The organism is Nakamurella endophytica (genome assembly GCF_014646215.1).
Taxonomy (GTDB): Bacteria; Actinomycetota; Actinomycetes; order Mycobacteriales; family Nakamurellaceae; genus Nakamurella; species Nakamurella endophytica.
Window position 1 is genome coordinate 540,344 of sequence record NZ_BMNA01000001.1, and the last position, 19,142, is coordinate 559,485.

A 19,142-nucleotide genomic window follows, 5' to 3' on the forward strand; every position below is an offset into this window, starting at 1 on the left:
CCGGGGTGGCCACCGCCACCCGGTCACCGCTGCCCCACGGTCCGGACGGACCGGCGCCCGGAGGTTGACGTGCCCACCTACCAGTACGCGTGCACCCAGTGCGGCCACCGCTTCGAGCAGTTCCAGGCCTTCTCGGACGCCGCGCTGACCGAGTGCCCCGTCTGCGGCGGCAAGCTGCGCAAGGTCTACGGGTCCGTGGGTGTCGTGTTCAAGGGCAGCGGCTTCTACCGCACGGACGCCCGCGCCGGCGACGGCAAGAAGGACGGAGCCGCCAAGAGCGACGGCGCCGCTCCGGCCGCCGCGAAGTCGGACTCGACCGCATCGTCCACCGGCAGCTCCTCCTCGTCGTCCTCGGGCGAGGGCACCTCCGGCTCCTCCGCCAAGACCCCGAAGTCGGCGGGCAGCGCGTCCTCGTCCGGGTCGTCGACCGGCGCCAGCAAGGCCGCCGGCAGCTGACCCCCGGCGGGCGGTCCACACCGCCCGACGTTGTCCACACCGCTGGCCGGGCCGCTCGCCGGGATCCGCCCGGCTCCCTAGCGTCGCCGCATGCCCCAGCACCTGTCCGCGGGCGCCGCGGAGCTGCAGCCCCGGCCGCTCACCCGCACCCTCACCGCGCTGCGGTCACGGCGGGCGGGTGGCCGCCGGGCCCGCCGGTGGCGCCGCGTCCTGGCCGTCCTGCTGACCGTGCTGGCGGCCGTCGTCGCGCTCCGGGGGCGGGAGGCGCCGGCGGCAGGGGTGCCGGTGGTCGCCGCCGCCCGGGACCTGCCCACCGGCGCGGTGCTGACCGCCGCGGACGTCACGACGCTGCGACTGCAGCCCGTGCCGGACGGCGCCAGAGGCGACCCGGCGCAGGTGGTCGGGCACACCACCGCCGGACCGGTGCGCCGCGGCGAGGTGCTCACCGACGTCCGCCTGGTCGCCGACGACGGACCCCGACCCGGACCCGGGCGGGTGGCCGTGCCGGTCCGCCCGGCCGACCCCGGCACGGTCGCCTTGCTGCGCACCGGAGTGCACGTCGCGGCCATCGCGGTCGACGAGCGTGGCCGCGGCACGGTGCTGGCGACCGACGCGGTCGTGCTCGCCCTCGCGCCACCGGCGGGCGTCGACGCCGGCCGCGCCGGCGCCGACGACGCACCGCTGGTGGTGCTGGCCGTGCCGGCGGGTGCCGCCGACCGGTTGGCGGCCGCCGCGCTCGGCGGATCCGTGACGCTGCGGTGGGCCTAGAGATCACCGCTGGTCACAGCACCGTCCCGAGCGTGGCGACGGCTACCATCCGCGCCGTCGGATCCTGTCGGGGATCCCGGGAGAGGAAGTGGCACCGGTGCTCAAGGGGTTCAAGGACTTCATCCTGCGCGGCAACATCATCGAGCTGGCGATCGCCGTGGTGATCGGCACGGCGTTCACCGCGATAGTCACCTCGTTCACGAACAACATCATCAATCCGCTGATCGCCGCGGTCGGCGGACCGGGCAACATCGGGCTGGGCTTCCACATCCTGTCCGGCAACGAGTCGACGTTCGTCAACATCGGCGCGGTGCTGACGGCGGCGATCACGTTCCTGATCACCGCCGGCGTCGTCTACTTCATCTTCGTGGTGCCGATGAACCGGATCAACGCGCGGATGCGCCGCGGCAAGGAGGCGGAGCTGGAGACAGCCCCGACCGACGTCCAGCTGCTCATCGAGATCCGCGACCTGCTGCGCGCCCAGTCGACCGGACCGACGCCGCCGACGGTGTCCTGAGCCGAGCGGCCCGGCGGGGCTCCGGGCGAGCCGTCAGCCGCCGTGGTGCGGCGGCCGGTTCTCCCGGTACCAGTCGTCGTCGTGCCGCGCCGGCACGTCCGGGACCTCGTCGGCGGTGACGTCGGGCAGGACGACACCGAAGACCCGGTCCAAGGTCGCCCGGTCCACCGTCGGACGTCCGGCAGGGACGGCGCCCGCACGCGCGGGATCGGTCGGGCTCGCGCCGGCGTCCCCGGCGTCCTCGACACCCGGGTCCCGATCGGTGCCCGGCGGTAGGTTCATGCCCGCAGCCTGCCACCACCGCGGCCGCTGCGGCCGCCCGCGAGCGAAAGGCCGAGTCATGGGAATCGTGGACAGGGCGAAGGAGGCCGCCGAGGACGTCGGCGGCAAGCTCAAGGAGGCGGCCGAGAGCGTCGGCGGCAAGGTCGTCGAGGTCGCCGGCTCGCTCGGCGGCAGGGTCGCCGACGTCGCCGACACCGTCGGCGACCGGGTCACCGAGGTCGCCGGGCCGGCGTGGGACCGGTTCCGCAGCGTCGCAGGCACCGTCGGCTCGCGCGTCGTGGACGTCGCCGAGGAGGTACGGCACCGGGTGACCGGGGATGCCGACGACGACACGGCCGATGACACGGCCACCGCCACGCAGTCCCCGTCCGCCGTGCCGGAACCGGGCACCACCGGGCCCGGCACCCAGGAGTCGGCGTCCGCGGCCCAGGCAGCCGCCGAGCGGGCCAGGGCTGCGGCCGACCGCACCCGGGCCACGGCGGCGGAGAACGGCCGGGACGAAGACCGCGAGCCCGGCTCCTAGATCTCCGGGTCCGACAGCTCCTCGATCACGTGGATGGCCAGCGGGATCAGCGTCGCCAGACCGTCGCGGATGGCGGCGCGGGACCCGGCGATGTTGGCCACCATCGTCGACCCGGAGACGCCGACCATGCCGCGCGAGATGATCGAGTCCATCACGGCGGCGGTCATGCCCGACCAGCGCAGCGCCTGCGCGACGCCGGGCAGCTCGCGGTCCAGGACCTCCTGCGTGACGTCCGGCGTCACGTCCCGCGGGGCGACGCCCGTGCCGCCGACGGTGACGACCAGATCCACGCCGCCGATCACGGCCGTGTTCAAGGCGTTGCGGATGTCGACCGCGTCCGAGGCGATGGTGACGGTGCCGTCCACGGTGAACCCGGCCTCGGCGAGCAGCTCGGTGACCAGCGCTCCCGCCCCGTTGTCACCCTGTCCGTGCACCAGTTGATCGGTGATCGACACGATCAGCGCACGCCCGTGAGTGGCTGCGGACACGACTACTCCCTCTTTTCCGGCCGCGGATGCGGCGGTGCCTGACGCGGCCGGACAGGACGGCAGTGCCCCGGCCCGGCCGCTCGGTGTCCGACGAGCGTATCCGGGGCGGACCGCGTCCCCTGCGCCCGCGGGGCGCCGGCGCCGTGGCACCGGACCCGTCACGCCCGGCCGGGGCGGCGCGGCTCCTGCTCGACGCTGCCTGCCGGACCCGACCACCCGGCGTCGTCACCCGTTGGTTCGGCGCCGGTCAGGAAGTCGATGGCTGTCGACCGGAACAGGGCGGCGGGAACGACGGAGATGTGGTCCCGGCCGGGCACCACGAGCAACCGGGCGGCGGGGAGCTGCTGCGCCCAGCGCCGGACGCCCGGCGCCACCGGATCGTCCGCCCCGGTGACCAGCAAGCACGGCTGCGGCACGACGGGCGCGTCCTGCCGGATCAGACCCTCCCCGACCAACCCCTCGACCAGGGCGAGCAGGGCGTGGGCATCGCTGCCCGGCAGCGCACGGGCGATGCCGGCGAGCCGGCGGACCGCCGGGTGCGCAGCGCCCACCATGCCCATCGTGCCCACCGTGCCTGCCGTCCCCAGCGTGCCCACCGCGTCCGCCGCGAGGTCCCAGGCGTCCTCGGCGCGCCGCGGGTCGCCGGTCAGCAGCTCCCGCAGGTGCGCCGGGTCGACGTCGACCATCAACGGGCCACCGGCGTAGCCGCCCAGCACCACCCGCCGCACGGCCACCCCGGCGCCGGCCGCAATCGCCGCGGCCACGTGCGCCGACAGCCGGGCACCCAGCGAGTAGCCGACCAGGTCGACCCACCGGACGCCCGGCACCCGGTCCGGCACCGCGGCGACCACCCGGGACACGTCACCGACCAACCCCGGCAACCGGTAGGCCCCGGCGTCGTGCGGCGCGGCGGACCGCCCGTGGCCGGGCAGGTCCAGCGTCACCGCCGTCACGCCGGCGGCCGACAACCGGCGCACCCAGCCCGAGCGCACCCAGTTGGTCTCGGCGGACGAGCCGAACCCGTGCACCAGCACGGCCACCGACGCCGCCCCGGCAGCTTCGCCCGCCGCACGGTGGACGGTGACCGAGAGCTCGCCACCGGCCGACGACGGCAGGGTCCACTCGTCGCGCTCGCCCGCATCCCGCACCGGGCCACTCTGCCCCGGCCGCCGGCCGCGGTTCTCGCCACCCCCGGCGGCGTCCTAGAGTCAGGTCGCCGCCGACCGAGAGGAACGCCGTGGCCGACCGCCGCACCACCGCGCGGGACCTCGCGCAGGTCGCCGTCTTCGCCGCCCTGCTGGCCGCACTGGGCCTGCCGGGCACCGTGACGCTCGGCACCACGGCCGTCCCGATCACCCTGCAGACCCTGGGCGTGATGCTCGCCGGCGGCCTGCTCGGCGCCCGCAGGGGCCTGCTCGCCGTGCTGGTCTTCGACGCCCTCGTCCTGGCCGGGCTGCCGCTGCTGGCCGGCGGCCGCGGCGGCATCGGCGTGCTGGCCGGCGTCTCCGCCGGCTACCTGGTCGGCTGGCTGCCGGGCGTCGTGGTGATCGGCCTGCTGTCCCGCCGCCTGCTGCCCCGCCGGCCGCTGTGGCTGGGCATCGTGGTGCAGGTGGTCGGCGGCATCGTGGTCATCTACGCGATCGGCGTGCCGTGGACGGCGGTGCGGGCGCACCTGCCGCTGTGGACCGCGGTCGTCGACGCCGGCAAGTTCCTGCCCGGCGACGCCGTCAAGGCGGTGGTCGCGGCCGCCGTGTGCCGGCAGGTGCACCGGGCCTATCCCGGGCTGCTCGCTCCCCGCACCCCCGCCACCGGACGGACCGGAGCGCCGGTCTGACCACGCCGGCCCGGCACCCCCGCCCGTCCGCCGCGCCGCCGCCATCGGCAACGGCCGCGCGGATCGGCGTGCTGGCCCGCGGGCCGGCCGACGCACCGGCGCTGACCTGGCGAGGCCGCACCCTGCGCTACACCGACCTCGCCGTTGCCGCGGACCGGCAGCGGGCGCGGTGGCGCGATGCTCCCCCGCCGCGTCCGGTGGACCTGTCCGGCTGTGACGTCCCGGAGCTGCTCGCCGGCATCCTCGCCGCCACCGCCGAGGCGGTGCCCGTGCTGGTCGCCGACCCGGCCGGACCCGCTCCCGCGGTCGGGCCGCTGCCGGCCGGGACCTGGCTGATGGCCGGCACCTCGGGCAGCACCGGGCGGCCGAGGACGGTGGCCCGGACGCTGGCGTCGTGGACGGACTCGTTCCCGGCGCTGGCCGCGCTGGCCGGGCTGACCGCGACCGACACCGTCCTGCTCACCGGGCCGCTGCACAGCACGCTGCACCTGTTCGGCGCGCTGCACACCCTGTGGCTGGGCGCCCGGCTGACCGACCGCCCGGCGGAGGCGACCGCGGCGCACGCCGTCCCGACCGTGCTCGACCGGCTGCTGTCCGGGTCCGCTCCCCGGCTGTCCCGGGCCGTCGTCGCCGGAGCGGCCCTGCCGGACGCCGTCTCCGACCGCGCCGCGGCCCGCGGCGTGCGGGTGCTCGAGTACTACGGCGCCGCGGAGCTGTCCTTCGTCGCCGCCCGCACGCCGCCCGCGCCGTTCCGGCCGTTCCCGGGCGTCCAGGTGCAGGACCAGGACGGCGTGCTCTGGGCGCGGTCGCCGTACCTGGCCCTCGGCATGCCCGCAGCGGCGGGCGGGCGGCCCACCGGGTCCCACCGACTGGCTGACGGCTGGGCGACCGTCGGCGACCGCGGCACCGTCGGTCCCGACGGCACCGTCACGGTGGCCGGGCGGGGCGACACCGCGGTCACCGTCGGGGGTGCCACCGTCCCGGTCGAGGAGGTCGAGGACGTGCTGCGCGGCCTGCCGGGCGTCGAGGACGCCGCGGTGGCCGGAGCACCGCACGGCGCCCTCGGCCAGGTCGTGGTGGCCGCCGTCTGCCTGGTCGACCCGGTGCGGCTGGCCGCCGTCCGGACCGCGGCCCGCCGGGGCCTGCGGGCCGAGGCCCGGCCGGTGCGCTGGGTCGTCCTGGACCGGATCCCGCGGCGGGCGAACGGCAAGGTGGACCGGGTCGCGTTGTCCGGGCTGCTCGCCGAGGGTCCGGGGAGCGCCTCGCACCGGTCGCCGGCCGCCGGGCGGGTCGCCCGGTGACCGCGGCGGGACCCGGCGGCGACCCGTGGATCGTCCGGGCCCGGCGGACGCCCATCGGCACCGCCGGGCACGCCCTCGCCGGCTGCTCCACCACCGACCTCGCCGCCCCGCTGCTCGCCGACGCGGCCGCGGCCCTCGACGGCCGGATCGTCGACGAGGTGGTGCTGGGCAACTGCACCGGTCCCGGCGGGAACGTCGCGCGGGTCGCCGCGCTGGCGGCCGGGCTGCCGCCCGGGACCCCGGCGGTCACCGTGGACCGGCAGTGCGGGTCCGGGCTGGAGGCGGTGCTGCAGGCCGCCGCCCTTATCCGGGCCGGCGATGCGGACGTCGTGCTGGCCGGCGGTGTCGAGGCGGCGTCCACCGCGCCGTGGCGGCACTGGCCCGGTGCGCCGGGCGGCCCTCCCGGCGAGCGCTACACCCGCGCGCCGTTCGCCCCGCCCGGGCACCCGGACCCGGACATGGGCGCGGCCGCCGACGACCTGGCGCGCCGCCGCGGCTACTCCCGCGACCGCCTCGACCGGTACGCCGAGATGTCCCACGCCCGCGCCGCGGCCGCGCAGCGCGGCGGCGTCTTCGCGGCGGAGGTGGTCCCCGTCGCCGGCATCGCCCGGGACGACCGCCCCCGGACCGGGCTGACGCTGTCCCGCCTCGCCCGGCTGCCCCCCGCCTTCACCCCGGACGGCACCAGCACCGCGGGCAACTCCTGCGGCGTGTCCGACGGCGCCGCCCTGCTCACCGTGGTCGACGGCCACCGCCCCCCGGAGCAGCTGCCCGGCGAGCCCCGTCCGCTGCGGGTGGTGTCCGCCGCGGCCGTCGGCGGGGACCCGGCACTGCCCGGGGCCGCCCTGGCACCCGCCGTCCGGGCCGCGCTCGCCCACCCCCGCGCCCGGGCGCGCGGGCTGACCACCGCGTCGCTGGGGGCGGTCGAGATCACCGAGGCGTTCGCCGCGGTGGCCGTCGCCGCCCTCGACGACCTGGACCTGGACCCGGAGCTGGTGTGCCGGGACGGCGGCGCCATCGGCCTCGGTCACCCGTGGGGCGCGTCCGGGGCGCTGCTGCTGGTCCGGCTGGCCCACCGCATGTCCGGCCCTGCCGGCGCGCGGTGGGGGCTGGCCGCCTGCGCCGTCGGCGGCGGCCAGGGCCTGGCGATGGTCGTCGAGCGGGTGGACGGGTGACCGAGATCCGGTTCACGGGGGTCGGCCACCGGTTCGGCGAGCGGACGGTGCTCGCCGGCGTGGACCTGGTGCTCACCGAGCGGCGCATCGGCGTCGTCGGCGGCAACGGCTCCGGCAAGTCGACGCTGGCCCGGATGATCAACGGGCTGGTGCTGCCGTCGACCGGGACGGTCACCGTGGACGGCCTGTCGACCGCCCGGAAGGGCCGTGACGTGCGCCGCCGGGTCGGGTTCGTCTTCACCGACCCGGACAACCAGATCGTCATGCCGACCGTGGCCGAGGACGTCGCCTTCTCGCTGCGCCGGCACCGGCTGCCGGACCCCGAGGTGCGGCGCCGGGTGACCGAGGTGCTGGACCGGTTCGACCTGGCCGGCCACGCCGACCACCCGGCCCACCAGCTCTCCGGCGGGCAGAAGCAGCTCCTGGCGCTGGCCGCGGTGCTGGTCACCGACCCCGACGTGCTCGTCGCGGACGAGCCGACCACGCTGCTCGACGCCCGGAACGCCCGCCGGGTCGCCGCGCTGCTCGCCGAGCTGCCGCAGCAGGTCGTCCTGGTCACCCATCACCTGCACCTGCTGTCCGGCTTCGACCGGGTGGTCGTGGTGGACGGGGGGCGGGTGGTGGCGGACGCCGATCCGGCGACGGCGCTCGCGGCCTACGACCGGGTGCTCGCCGACCCGGCGGGACCGGCGATCCCGTGACCGCCCTCGGCCTGTACCGGCCCGGCACCTCCGTGCTGCACCGGCTGCCCGCGGGGGCGAAGCTGGTCGGCCTGCTGGCGGGCACGGTCCTGCTCGTGGTGCTGCGCCGGCCGTGGCAGCTGGGCCTGGCCGCCCTGGTCGAGGTGCTGCTCTACGCGCTCGCCCGGATCCCGCCCGGCGTCGCCTGGACGCAGCTGCGCCCGCTGCGCTGGCTGGTCGTGGTGGTGGCGGCGGCGCAGCTCCTGCTCGCCGGATGGCAGCAGGCGCTGTGGGTCACCGGCGGCCTGGTGCTGACCGTGGCGCTGGCCGCGTTGCTGACCCTGACCACCCGGGTCACCGCCCTGCTCGACGTGCTGCACCGGCTCCTGCGGCCGCTGCGCCGGTTCGGGGTCGACGGGGACCGCGTCGCGCTGCTGCTGGCCCTCACCATCCGGCTGGTGCCGGTGCTCAGCGGCATCGTCCGCGAGGTGCAGGAGGCCCGCACCGCCCGGGGCGCCGGCTGGTCGCTGACCGCGGTGGCGGCACCGGCCGTGGTGCGCGCGTTGCGGACGGCCGACCACGTCGGCGAGGCCCTGGTGGCGCGCGGCGTCGACGACTGACCGTCATGCTGATCCCATGCAGGTACGCAGGCTCGGACCCGACGACGCGGCGGCCGCGACGGAGGTCTGCCGGCTCTTCGACCTCCGCGGGCGGCTGGACCCGTCCCGGTTCCTGGCCCGCGACGACGTCCACCTGCTGGTCGCCGAGATCGACGGCCGGCCGGTCGGCTGGGTCTACGGCCAGGAGCTGCTGCACCCGGACGGCGAGGTGACGGCCCTGCTCTACAGCCTGGACGTGGCAGCCGGGGCGCGGCGGCAGGGCGTGGGCCGCGCGCTGACCGAGCGGTTCGTCGACGTGGTCCGGCGGCGCGGCTGCAGCGAGGCCTGGGTGCTCACGGAGCCGGACAACGCGGCGGCGCAGGCCACCTACCGATCGGCCGGCGGCCGCCCCGAGGACGAGCCGTCGGTGATGCTGGTCTGGACGCTCGGCGCCGGCAACGAGGCGGGCGGGCTGCCCGGCTGACGGCCCGCCGCGACCTCGCGGGCCAGCTCCAGCGTGGCGGCGTCGAACAGCACCAGCACGACCTGCTCGACCGACGTGTCGGCGGCGTGCAGTGCCGCGAGCGCCTGTGCGACGGCGTCCGGCTTGGGCCAGCGGTACAGGCCCGCGGAGATCAACGGGAAGGCCACCGACCCGGCGCCCAGCCCGTCCGCGACCCGCAGGCTCTCGGTGTAGCAGGAGCGCAGGACGGCCGACCGGTCCTCCCGCCGGGAGTGCACCGGTCCGACCGTGTGGATCACCCAGCGCGCCGGCAGCCGGCCGGCCGTGGTGGCGACGGCCTGCCCGGCGGGGAGCCCGTCCCGGTACTCCGGCGTGGCCCGCAGCGCGCGGCACTCCCGCAGGATGTCCGGGCCGCCGGCGCGGTGGATGGCGCCGTCCACCCCGCCGCCGCCGAGCAGCCGCGAGTTGGCCGCGTTGACGACGGCGTCCACGGCGACCGCGGTGATGTCGCCCTGCCGGAGCTCCACGCGCATCCGGCTCACCCGCACCCGGGACCGGTCACCAGGTCACCACCACGCCCATCCGGTCCGCCGAGAACTCGACCTCGGCCAGACTGCCCACGCTCGGCTGGTCCAGGTCGCGGTGCGTGGTCCGGATGCCGACCACCGGAACGCCCGCGGCCTGCGCCGATGCGATGCCGGCCGGCGCGTCCTCGAAGGCCAGGCAGGACTGCGGGGGCTGGCCGACGGCCCGGGCGCCGGCCAGGTACGGATCCGGCGCCGGCTTGCCGGTGTCGACGTCGTCGGCGGTCACCAGGTGGCGGGGCTGCGGCAGCCCGGCGGCACGCATCCGCGCGGTGGCCAGCCGGCGACCGCCGCTGGTCACGATCGCCCACCTGCTCGTCGGCAGCTGGTCGAGCGCCCGCAGCGCACCGGGCAGCGGGACCACGTCGCCGGTGTCGGTCGACTCCGCCTCCACCATGAACTGGTGGTGCTCCTCGATCTCCTCCGGCGACATGTCCGGCGCGAGCCGGGCCAGCACCTGCCGGACCGGGATGCCGTGGATCCACGGCCCGATGACGTCCCACCCGATGCCCACCCGCTCGGACAGTCGGCGCCAGTTGCGCTCCACGCTGGCGGTCGAGTCGACCATGGTTCCGTCGAGGTCGAACAGGATCGCCCGGACGGCGCGCTGCGGCATGGCGCCACCCTCGCACACCGTCCGGACGCCCGACGGCCGGTCCGCCGTCACGCTGCCGCGCGGGGCCACGGCCGCGGATCGGGCGAACAGATGTCACGCGGCGCGTCGCCACCACTCCGATCTGTGACTGCATGATCATCGTTCGGGCCGCGACGCGGTCCCGGCGCCGCGCCGGAACGCGGGATCGACCGACGGGCGGACCGCCGGGACCACCGGAGGGACGGGCGATGGCAGACGACCGGGGCACGGTGGACCGGCCCGGGCGCCGCCGCACCCGCGGGCGCGCGGACCCGTGGTCCGCCGCGATGGACGCCCTGCCGGACCGGGTCGCCGTGCTGGACCGCGGCGGCCGGGTGCTGGCGGCGAACCGGTCCTGGACGCTCGACGCGGGCGGATGCCGGGCCGGCGCCTCCTACCTCGAGGTGTGCGACCGCGCCGCCCGGGGTGGTGACCCCTCTGCCGGACGCCTGCACACCGCGCTGGTGGGCGTCCTCGGCGGCGCCCGCCCGTCCGCCGAGGTCGACTACCCGGACCCGACCGGGGACCGCTGGTGGCGCGCGGAGATCCGGCGGCTGCCCGACGACGCCGGCGGACGGGACCGGACGGTGGTGCGGCACCTGGAGGTGACCGAGTGGGTCCGCACCCGGGAGGCGCTGCGCACCCAGGCCGTCACCGACCCGCTCACCGGGCTGGTCAACCGCCGCGTGCTCGACGACCGGCTCGGCCGGATCCTGGGCCCGGCCGGTCCGGACCAGCCCACGGCGCTGCTGCTGGCGGACGTCGACCACTTCAAGGCGATCAACGACGTCCACGGGCACCTGGCCGGGGACCGCTGCCTGGCGCAGGTGGCGCAGTGGTTGCGGCAGCACACCCGGCCGCAGGACCTGATCTGCCGGTGGGGCGGCGACGAGTTCGTGGTGCTGGTGCAGGCGCCGGGGGCCGCGGACGTCGAGGCCGTGGAGAGCCGGCTCCGTCGCTGGGCCGGCGGGTCCGTGGCCGGCGTCCCGGTCACGCTCACCTGGGGCTCGGCGCACGCCCGCGCCGGCGACACCCCCGGCACCCTGCTGGCCCGGGCGGACCACGAGCTGCGCCTGGCCAAGAGCCGGCGGGACGACCGGGACCGCGGCGACGGCCTGCGCGGCCGCCGGCTCGCCGTCGTCCCCTCCGTGGGCCGGTACCCTGATGCCGTCCGCCAGGGCGACACCAGTCCCCTGCCGGCGCCCCGCCTCCATAGCTCAGGGGATAGAGCATCGGTTTCCTAAACCGTGTGTCGTAGGTTCGAATCCTACTGGGGGCACAGCCTTCTCACACTCGTCACGGTGGAGGTGCGGTGCCGCGCGTCGACCTGCGGACCCTCGGCGCCTGGGTGCTCACGTGCAATCCCGCGGTGACGGACCTGGCCGCGCTGCTGTCCGCGGGCGGCCCGGTCACCTCGTGGTGCGTGGCCGACAACTACCGCAGCGCGTTGATGGCGGCGGCCCAGCCCGCGCTGCTGTGGGTCAGCGGTCCGGGACGGCCGTGGGCGCGCGGCTTCTGGGGCCTGGGCACCGTGCAGGGACCGGCCGCGGCCACGCCGGGCAGTCGGACGCTGACCGCCCGGCTGGCGCTCCACCTGTTGCCCGAGCCGCTGCCGGCCGCCGAGCTGGCGGTCCTCCCGGGCCTGGAGGGCGTCGAAGTCCTGCGCCAGCCGTTCATGTCCAACCCGTCGTGGCTGGACCGCGACCAGTACCGGGTGGTCCGCAGCCGATTGGGGGTCGATCCGCCTCCCGGAGCGCCACCGATCGGTTAGGGTGCGGTCGTCACAGTCAGCAGCGACCGATATACAGGGGGTGGCCACCGTGTCGCCCGCCCGTCCCCGCGCCGCCATGCTCTACGGCGCCGCGGGCGTGGTGGTGGCCGCCGGCTACGCCGCCGTCCCGGACGGCCTCCCCCAGGACGCCGTCTACCTGGCCGTCGGTCTCTCGTGCCTGGCCGCGGTCACCGTCGGGCTGTCCCGCCAGCCCCGCGCGGCCCGGCCGACCTGGCGCGCGCTGCAGCTCGGGCTCCTGCTGTGGGTGCTGGGCGACACGCTGAGCAGCTGGTTCCAGGACGTCGCACATCTGGACGCCTACCCGACGTGGGCCGACGCGTGCTACCTCGCCGCCTACCCGGTCCTCACCGTCGGGCTGTGGCGGCTGGTCCGGAGCCGGCTGGCGGACCGCGACACCGCCGGGCTGCTGGACAGCGCCATCCTCACCGCCGGGCTGGGACTGCTGTCGTGGGTGGTGCTCGCCCGCCCGACCCTCGCGCAGTCGTCGTCCGCACCGCTGGCGGCGGTCGTCGGCGTCGCGTACCCGGTCGGCGACATCGTGCTGCTCGCCGTGCTCATCCGGTTGCTGACCACTCCGGGTGGGCGGACGCCGGCGTTCCGGCTGCTGTTCGCCGGGGCCGTCCTGCTCGTCGCGGCCGACACCACCACGACGGCGCTGGGTCTGTGGACGTCGACGGCCACGTCGGTACCGGAGCTGCTCTGGCTGTTGTCGTACGTGGCCTGGGGGGCAGCGGCGCTGCACCCGTCCGCGGCGCGGCTGGCGGAGCGGTCCGTCGAGCCCCGGCGGCCGTTCAGCCGCCGGCGCCTGGTGGCCCTGCTCGCCGCGGGCCTGGTGGCGCCGGGGGTGCTGCTGGCGCAGTGGTGGACCGGATCCGGGATCGATGCGGCCGCCATCGCCGTCGGCTGGGTGCTGCTGTTCCTGCTCGTGGTGGCCCGGATGCGGCTGGCCGTGCGGCAGGTCGTCGCCGCGCACCGGGAACGCGACCGGCTGCAGGGCGACCTGGCGTTCCAGGCGGCCCACGACTTCCTCACCCACCTGCCCAACCGGGCCCAGGCGATGGCCGGGATCGAGGCGGCGCTGGGCCGGGCGCAGCGGACCGGTGACCTGCTCGGACTGCTGTTCCTGGACCTGGACGGCTTCAAGGCCGTCAACGACTCGCTCGGCCACCGGGCCGGCGACGAGGTCCTGCGGGCGGTGGCGGACCGGCTGCGCCGCGCCGTCCGGGTGGGTGACCTGGTGGCCCGGCTGGGCGGCGACGAGTTCGTCGTGCTGTTGGAAAGCCTGCCGCGCGAGGCCGACGCCGTGCAGCTGGCCCACCGGCTGGTCCGGACGGTCGGCGAGCCGGTGCAGCTGTCCGGTGCGGTGCAGGCCGCCGTCGGGGTGAGCATCGGTGTCGCGATCGGGCAGGACGGGTCCACCGACCCCGACCGGCTGCTGCACGAGGCCGACACCGCGGCGTACCGCGCCAAGCGCGCCGGCCGCGGCCGGGTCGAGGTGTTCGACGACGCCCTGCGCACCGAGCTGGACCTCCGCGCCGACCTCGAGCGCGACCTGCGCCACGCCATCGACGCCGACGAGCTGGTGCTGCACTACCAACCGGTCGTCGACCTGTCCTCGGGCGCCGTGCAGGGCTACGAGGCGCTGGTGCGCTGGCAGCGCCCTGGCCACGGGCTCGTCCCGCCGCTGGAGTTCATCCCCGTCGCGGAGGAGTCGTCGCTGATCTGCGAGCTGGACGCCTGGGTGCTGCACCGGGCGACGGCGCAGATGGCCGCCTGGGGGCACCACGACCGGACGGTGTCGGTCAACGTGTCGGGGCGGCACGTCTCGGACCCCCGCATCGTCGACGACGTCCGGTCCGCGCTCGCCCGATCCGGCCTGTCACCGGCACAGCTGGCGCTGGAGATCACCGAGACGGTGGTCATCGAGGACCTGCGGGCGCCGCACCACCTGCGACAGCTGCGCGAGCTGGGCGTCGCGGTCACCCTCGACGACTTCGGCACCGGCTACCACTCGCTGGCCTCGCTGCGCGACCTGCCGGTCGACACCCTGAAGATCGACCGCAGCTTCCTGGACACCGGGACCCGGTCGTCCAGGGCGCTGCTCGAGCTGATGATCACCGCGGCGCACGCCTTCGACCTGCCGGTGGTCGCCGAGGGAGTGGAGACGCCCGATCAGGTGGCCGCGCTCCGCGCCATGAGGTGCGAGTCGGCCCAGGGGTTCCACCTCGGCCGGCCGCTCACCGTGTCGCAGGTCGAGGCGCTCGCCGCGGGTCCGGGCCAGGAGCGGAGCTCCCGCGGCTCGGCGCCCGCGCCGGCCGCGGCCGGCTGACCCCGACCGACGCCGGCCGACCGCTCGGCCGACTCCCGGTAGCGGCGGGCGCGATCTCCCGTGACTGCGCGGGCGACCCCCATAGCGGCGGACCGACGAACCCGATGCGGAGGTCAGCGCACGGCGTCGGGCCGCAGCAGGGCGTGCACGCCCCAGGTCCGGTTCGCCACCTGGGTCACCCGGAGGTCGACCACCGCACTGGCCAGCGCGAGCGCCTCCGCCCGGCCGAGGCCGTGCAGCCGGGCCAGCCAGTCGACCATCGCGTCCAGCGCCTGCGCCGCCGCCTCGTCGAGGGAGGCGTCGAAGCCGAACGTCAGCCGACCCTCCGGCGTCTGCGCGTAGATGCCGGACACCGGCGGGTCGGCCACCAGGTCCAGGGTGACGGTGCTGGTCATCCCGCACTCGATCGCCGTCCCGCTGACCTCGCCGTCGCCCTGCGCGGCGTGGCCGTCACCCAGGCACAACAGCCCGCCGGCGACGGTGACCGGCAGGTGGAGCGTCGACCCGGCGACCAGGCTGCGGCAGTCGATGTTGCCGCCGCCGACCGGCCGCGGCGGGATCGTGGAGTGCTCGCCGTCCGGCTCCGGCGGCATACCGACCACGCCGAGGAACGGGGCCAGCCGCACCCGGTGCCCGAACTGGTCGGTGCCGGTGCCCGTGCGGGTGGCCGGATCCCAGTCCAGCGTCCACCGCAGCCAGGCCGGTTCACCCGGCGTCAGCCGCAGGCGGCGGTTCAGCCACGTGTCGCGCGCACCGGCCACCGTCCAGCCCCAGTCGTCCGGGTCGACCGCGTCGAACCGGACGGCCAGCACGTCGCCCGGGCGGGCACCGCGGACGGCGATCGGTCCGGTCAGGCAGTGTCCGGCGCTCTGCGGCAGCAGCGTCGGCACCCGCTCCCCCGGCGTCCCGTGCGGCCGCAGCGACCCCGAGGCGTCCAGCGACCGCACCACCACCGTGTCACCCGGGTCGACGGTCAGCACGGCTGGCCGGGCGGCGGCGAACACGTCGACGACGGTGTCCGCGCGGGCGTCGAGGCGGTGCGTCGTCATGTCCCGGCTCCTGCGGCGTGGGCGGCGAGCGCCGCGAAACCCTGCTCGAGCGGGATACGCGGCACCCAGCGCAAGACCTCGCGGGTGCGGCGCTGGTCGAACCAATGCGCGGTGCCGAGCTGCTCGGCCAGGAACCGCGACATGGGCGGATCGCTCGCCGGGCGCAGCCGGCGGAACACCTGCTCGGCGACGGCACCGGCCGCCACCGCGACCGGCAGGGGCACCCGCCCGCGCGGCCCGGGCACGCCGTGCGCCTGGCAGATCCGCTGCAGCAGCTCGCCGACCGGCCGCGGTTCGCCGTTGGAGACCACCAGCGCCTCGCCGTGCGCGGCGCCGCAGACGTCCACCGCGGCGACCAGGGCGTCGACGGCGTTGTCCAGGTACGTGCTGTCGATCAGGGCCGCGCCGGTGCCGACGAGCGGCAGCCGGCCGCGGCGCGCCCGGTCGACGATCTTGGCGACCAGCTGCCGGTCCCCCGCACCCCACACCAGGTGCGGCCGGACGGCGAGCACGGCCAGGTCCGGCGCGTCGGCCGCCAGTGCGACCTGCTCGGCGACCGCCTTGGACCGCGAGTAGTCGCCGCGGGCGCCCTCCGGGTCCGCGGGCTGCGCACCCGCACCCACCAGCGGGTCCCCGGCGTGGGCGACGGAGGGCGACGACACGTGCACCAGCCGGCCCACGCCGCCGGCGCGGCAGCCCCGGACGACCGCCTGGGTGCCGCCGATGTTGGCGGCGGCGAACTCGCGCCACGTGCCCTGGATGCCGACCTTGGCCGCGAGGTGCAGGACGGCGTCCTGGCCGGCCGCCGCCCGGGCCACGGCATCCCGGTCGGTCACGTCGGCCAGCACCTCCCGGCATCCCAGGCCGGCCGGCCGGCGCTGCAGCACCGTCACCTCGTCGCCACGGTCCAGCAGGGCCCGGGCGGTGGCGCCGCCGAGCAGGCCGGTCCCGCCGGTCAGCAGGATCCTCATCCGCCGGCGAGCACCCGGCCGGCCCAGGACGCGACGGCGACCCGGTCGATCTTCGACTGGTGCCGGATGTCGACCGGCAGCGCCGGCCGGCGCAGCACGGCGGCGAGCGGGCGCCCGGCGGCCGCACGGACGGCGGCCACCAGATCCGGGTCCGGCAAGGGGCCGGCCCCGCGGCGGCCGCCGGCGACCACGGCGACGACCTGCTGCACCCCGGCCGGTCCGACGCCGACGACGGCGACGTCCGCCGGGCCGCCGGCGCCGGACACCGCACCGGTGATGCGCTGCTCGATGCCGACCGGGGTGACCGGACCGGTCTCGGTCGCGATGACGTGGGCGGTCCGGCCCTGCACCCAGATCCGGCCGTCGGCGTCCAGCACGCCGACGTCGCCGGTGCGGTGCCAGCCGGGCGCCGCCCAGCCGTCCCGGTCGGCGAGCCACAGCGCGTCGTAGCCGTCCCGGACGTGCTCGGCCTGCACGCACAGCTCGCCTACCACGCCCGGCCGGTCGGTGAGCCCCGCGGTGGGCCGACCGTCCGGACCGAGCGGGCTGACCTGCACGCGGACGCCGGGCACCGGCCGGCCGACGCAGACGCCGTCACCGGGGCCGGCGGCCTCGATCCCGGCCAGGTCGATGTCCGCGACGGGCAGCGCCTCGGTCATCCCGTAGGGCGTGTGCAGCGTGGCGTCGGGCAGCAGCGCCTGCAGCCGGCGCAGCAGCACGGCGGGGACCGGCGCCCCGGCGCTGGTCAGCACCCGGACCCCGGCGAGCGCCACCCGCTCCGCCGCGGTGAGCCCGTCCGCGGTCGCCAGCACGGTCCGCAGGGCCGCGGGCGCCGCGAAGACGGTGGTGGCGTCGACGGCGCGCACCGCCTCGGCCAGCAGGGGTGCGGTGAGCGTCGCAGGTGCGGTGACGTCGATCCGCGGGACCGCCGACGGCACGCCGAGAGCCGGCCCGTAGAGCGCGAAGGGGGCGAAGGCGGCGACCATGGCGTCCCCGGGCCGGACGTCGAAGACCCGGCGCACCAGCTCCAGCTGCGCCCGCAACTGCCGGTGCCGGTACCGGACACCCTTGGCCGGGCCGGTGGCGCCGGACGTGAACAGCACCGCCGCCTCAAGGTCCGGATCGTCGACCTCACGGTCGGGCGCGCCGTCACCGGTGGCGGACGTGGCGCCGGACAGATCCTCGACGTGGATGCGTCGACCCGGCAGGCCGAGGGCGCGGGCGGCGACGAGCGCGGTCCGGCCGCCGAGGACGTGGTCGGCCGCGGTGCTGCGCAGCGCCCGGCGGATGCCCGCCAGCCCGAGCCCGCGGTCGGCGAGCACCACGGACCCGCCGACCCACCACACCGCGTAGACCGCCACCACCAGGTCCACCGACGGCGGCACCAGCAGCGCGACCCGCCGCCCCGGCCCGACGCCGGCGCGGCGGAGCACCGCGGCGGCGTCCCGGATGCGGCGGTGCAGCTCCCGCCAGGAGACCGTGCCGCGGCCGATCTCGACGACGGCGGCGGTGTCGTCGCCGGCGCGGGCGCGGACCGCGTCCAGCAGCGACGGGCGGCCGGTGGCGGGGTCAGCGGCGGCATCGGCGGCCGTGGACGGTGCGGCATCGGTTGCCACGGCGATGTCCGCGGTCCTGGTCGCCGGAGCGGTGTCCGCGGTGCCGGCGGCTCCCCCGTCGGGCATCTCCGCGGCGGCCCCGTCGGCCACCTCGGGGGCGGCCCCGGACGGACCGGGTGTCCCGGGCACGTCGAGTTCGGCCACCCAGCGCGTCACGGCCGTCACGTACCCGGGGGCGTCCTCCGGCAGCAGGTGGCCGGCGCGCTCGAAGCGGTGCAGCCGGGCGTGCGGCAGGCGAGCGCGCAGGTCGGCCAGGTGCTCCTCGAGGAAAACCGGGTCCCGCGGTCCCCACAGCAGCAACGCGGGCACGTCGAGGTGCCGGATGCCCTCTGCGACGGCGTCGACGGCCGGGCGGCTCGGGTGCCCAGCGGCGAAGGGGATGTCGGCGACGAAGTCGGAGACCGCCGCCCGCCGGGTCGCGGCGCGGTAGGGCTCGGCGTAGGCGTCACGGATGTCCTTCGGCGGCCGGGGCACGTTCACGGAGGTCGCCGCGCGGACGAACAACGGCGTCCGGCGGCACGTCAGCTCGTTGACCCACCGGCGGTGCGCCAGCCGGATCAACACCGGTCCCGGCGAGGTCTCGGGCTGGTGGACGGCGGTGTTGCAGAGCACCACGGAGACCAGCTGGTCGGGGTGCCGCACCGCCCAGCCGAGCGAGACGACCCCACCCCAGTCGTGCCCGACGGTGACGACAGGCCCGGTGATCCCGAGGGCGTCGGTCAGCCGGCCGAGGTCGTCGATCCGCCGGGCCAGGTCGCGGGGCTGCCCGGGGCGCTCGGAGAACCCCATGCCCAGCTGGTCGGGGGCCACGACGCGCCATCCCGGCGGTGCCGCGGCCACGAGCCGGCGCCACAGGTAGCTCCAGGTCGGGTTGCCGTGGACGCACAGCAGCGTGCCGCCCGTGGTGGCGGCGCGAGGGGCGGCCGCGTCGACGGCGGCGCCGTCCGGCCCGACCGCCGAGTCCAACACGTGGAACGCACGGTCCACGCCGTCGGCGTCCTGGACGGTCACCAGCCGCGACCATCGCGGATCCAGCCCGGGCACCCCCGCGGGCGGCACTGCCGCCGCCCTGGGCCCGGCC

21 protein-coding genes and 1 tRNA gene are annotated in these 19,142 nt (G+C 77.0%); 14 read left to right on the top strand and 8 right to left on the bottom strand.

Features of this window, described 5'->3' with window-relative positions; all coding sequences use genetic code 11:
- Positions 1-69: 69 nt before the first annotated feature.
- The 3 genes from IEY37_RS02340 to mscL all read left to right on the top strand — a co-directional run bounded on the left by IEY37_RS02340 (position 70) and on the right by mscL (position 1,741).
- Complete coding sequence (locus IEY37_RS02340; RefSeq protein ID WP_188939862.1) at positions 70-456, top strand: FmdB family zinc ribbon protein; 387 nt, start codon at positions 70-72, stop codon at positions 454-456.
- Between the two features lie 90 nt (positions 457-546).
- Entirely contained in the window at positions 547-1,224 is a 678-nt protein-coding gene (locus tag IEY37_RS02345; protein ID WP_188939863.1) for an SAF domain-containing protein, read from the top strand.
- Positions 1,225-1,321: 97 nt separating this feature from the next.
- A complete protein-coding gene (gene mscL, locus IEY37_RS02350) occupies positions 1,322-1,741 on the top strand; it encodes a large conductance mechanosensitive channel protein MscL (RefSeq protein ID WP_188940163.1) in 420 nt (139 codons plus the stop codon).
- Positions 1,742-1,774: 33 nt separating this feature from the next.
- Here mscL and IEY37_RS02355 read toward each other — a convergent pair whose 3' ends face one another.
- Entirely contained in the window at positions 1,775-2,023 is a 249-nt protein-coding gene (locus IEY37_RS02355) for a hypothetical protein (protein WP_188940214.1), read from the bottom strand.
- A 58-nt stretch (positions 2,024-2,081) separates the two neighbouring features.
- Between IEY37_RS02355 and IEY37_RS02360 the strand changes: the two genes are divergently transcribed.
- Entirely contained in the window at positions 2,082-2,546 is a 465-nt protein-coding gene (locus IEY37_RS02360) for a hypothetical protein (RefSeq protein WP_188939864.1), read from the top strand.
- On the opposite strand, the gene IEY37_RS02365 is transcribed toward IEY37_RS02360, so the two are convergent.
- Both IEY37_RS02365 and IEY37_RS02370 read right to left on the bottom strand, forming a co-directional pair.
- Entirely contained in the window at positions 2,543-3,034 is a 492-nt protein-coding gene (locus IEY37_RS02365; protein WP_188939865.1) for a MogA/MoaB family molybdenum cofactor biosynthesis protein, read from the bottom strand. The two genes, IEY37_RS02360 and IEY37_RS02365, sit on opposite strands and share 4 nt — an antisense overlap.
- A gap of 158 nt (positions 3,035-3,192) precedes the next feature.
- A complete protein-coding gene (locus tag IEY37_RS02370; RefSeq protein ID WP_188939866.1) occupies positions 3,193-4,182 on the bottom strand; it encodes an alpha/beta fold hydrolase in 990 nt (329 codons plus the stop codon).
- 89 nt (positions 4,183-4,271) lie between these two features.
- Between IEY37_RS02370 and IEY37_RS02375 the strand changes: the two genes are divergently transcribed.
- The 6 genes from IEY37_RS02375 (at position 4,272) to IEY37_RS02400 (ending at position 9,107) form a co-directional block, all read left to right on the top strand.
- On the top strand, positions 4,272-4,868 hold the full coding sequence (locus IEY37_RS02375; RefSeq protein ID WP_188939867.1) for a biotin transporter BioY: 597 nt from the start codon (positions 4,272-4,274) through the stop codon (positions 4,866-4,868).
- Positions 4,869-4,936: 68 nt separating this feature from the next.
- Positions 4,937-6,169: a class I adenylate-forming enzyme family protein gene (locus IEY37_RS02380; RefSeq protein ID WP_229673611.1), complete on the top strand. Its 1,233-nt coding sequence runs from the start codon at positions 4,937-4,939 to the stop codon at positions 6,167-6,169.
- Complete coding sequence (locus IEY37_RS02385) at positions 6,166-7,344, top strand: thiolase family protein (RefSeq protein WP_188939868.1); 1,179 nt, start codon at positions 6,166-6,168, stop codon at positions 7,342-7,344. Before IEY37_RS02380 ends, IEY37_RS02385 begins: the two co-directional genes overlap by 4 nt.
- Entirely contained in the window at positions 7,341-8,045 is a 705-nt protein-coding gene (locus tag IEY37_RS02390) for an energy-coupling factor ABC transporter ATP-binding protein (RefSeq protein WP_188939869.1), read from the top strand. The genes IEY37_RS02385 and IEY37_RS02390 overlap by 4 nt, the downstream gene beginning before the upstream one ends.
- The gene (locus IEY37_RS02395; RefSeq protein ID WP_188939870.1) at positions 8,042-8,644 is read left to right on the top strand and encodes an energy-coupling factor transporter transmembrane component T family protein; all 603 of its coding nucleotides are present in this window, start codon (positions 8,042-8,044) and stop codon (positions 8,642-8,644) included. Before IEY37_RS02390 ends, IEY37_RS02395 begins: the two co-directional genes overlap by 4 nt.
- Positions 8,645-8,660: 16 nt before the next feature.
- Positions 8,661-9,107 carry a GNAT family N-acetyltransferase gene (locus IEY37_RS02400; RefSeq protein ID WP_188939871.1) on the top strand — a complete coding sequence of 149 codons (447 nt, stop codon included), beginning with the start codon at positions 8,661-8,663 and terminating at the stop codon, positions 9,105-9,107.
- Here the strand turns inward: IEY37_RS02400 and IEY37_RS02405 are convergent.
- Positions 9,011-9,619: an O-acetyl-ADP-ribose deacetylase gene (locus tag IEY37_RS02405; protein WP_188939872.1), complete on the bottom strand. Its 609-nt coding sequence runs from the start codon at positions 9,617-9,619 to the stop codon at positions 9,011-9,013. The two genes, IEY37_RS02400 and IEY37_RS02405, sit on opposite strands and share 97 nt — an antisense overlap.
- A gap of 25 nt (positions 9,620-9,644) precedes the next feature.
- Entirely contained in the window at positions 9,645-10,286 is a 642-nt protein-coding gene (locus tag IEY37_RS02410) for an HAD-IA family hydrolase (RefSeq protein ID WP_188939873.1), read from the bottom strand.
- Between the two features lie 305 nt (positions 10,287-10,591).
- Here IEY37_RS02410 and IEY37_RS22730 point away from each other — a divergent pair, with 305 nt between their 5' ends.
- The 4 genes from IEY37_RS22730 to IEY37_RS02430 all read left to right on the top strand — a co-directional run bounded on the left by IEY37_RS22730 (position 10,592) and on the right by IEY37_RS02430 (position 14,425).
- Positions 10,592-11,548: a GGDEF domain-containing protein gene (locus tag IEY37_RS22730; RefSeq protein ID WP_373298242.1), complete on the top strand. Its 957-nt coding sequence runs from the start codon at positions 10,592-10,594 to the stop codon at positions 11,546-11,548.
- Positions 11,511-11,583 (top strand) — tRNA-Arg (locus tag IEY37_RS02420). Before IEY37_RS22730 ends, IEY37_RS02420 begins: the two co-directional genes overlap by 38 nt.
- 33 nt (positions 11,584-11,616) lie before the next feature.
- On the top strand, positions 11,617-12,075 hold the full coding sequence (locus tag IEY37_RS02425; RefSeq protein WP_188939874.1) for a hypothetical protein: 459 nt from the start codon (positions 11,617-11,619) through the stop codon (positions 12,073-12,075).
- A gap of 49 nt (positions 12,076-12,124) precedes the next feature.
- Positions 12,125-14,425, top strand: a complete 2,301-nt coding sequence (locus IEY37_RS02430; protein WP_188939875.1) for a putative bifunctional diguanylate cyclase/phosphodiesterase — start codon at positions 12,125-12,127, stop codon at positions 14,423-14,425.
- A gap of 113 nt (positions 14,426-14,538) precedes the next feature.
- On the opposite strand, the gene IEY37_RS02435 is transcribed toward IEY37_RS02430, so the two are convergent.
- Genes IEY37_RS02435 through IEY37_RS02445 form a run of 3 tightly spaced genes read right to left on the bottom strand, consistent with a single transcriptional unit; the run spans position 14,539 to position 19,072 of the window.
- A complete protein-coding gene (locus tag IEY37_RS02435; RefSeq protein WP_188939876.1) occupies positions 14,539-15,474 on the bottom strand; it encodes an acetamidase/formamidase family protein in 936 nt (311 codons plus the stop codon).
- Positions 15,471-16,445 (bottom strand): NAD-dependent epimerase/dehydratase family protein, encoded by a 975-nt coding sequence (locus IEY37_RS02440; RefSeq protein WP_188939877.1) that lies wholly within the window; start codon positions 16,443-16,445, stop codon positions 15,471-15,473. The genes IEY37_RS02435 and IEY37_RS02440 overlap by 4 nt, the downstream gene beginning before the upstream one ends.
- A complete protein-coding gene (locus IEY37_RS02445; RefSeq protein ID WP_229673613.1) occupies positions 16,442-19,072 on the bottom strand; it encodes an alpha/beta fold hydrolase in 2,631 nt (876 codons plus the stop codon). Before IEY37_RS02445 ends, IEY37_RS02440 begins: the two co-directional genes overlap by 4 nt.
- Positions 19,073-19,142: the final 70 nt, after the last annotated feature.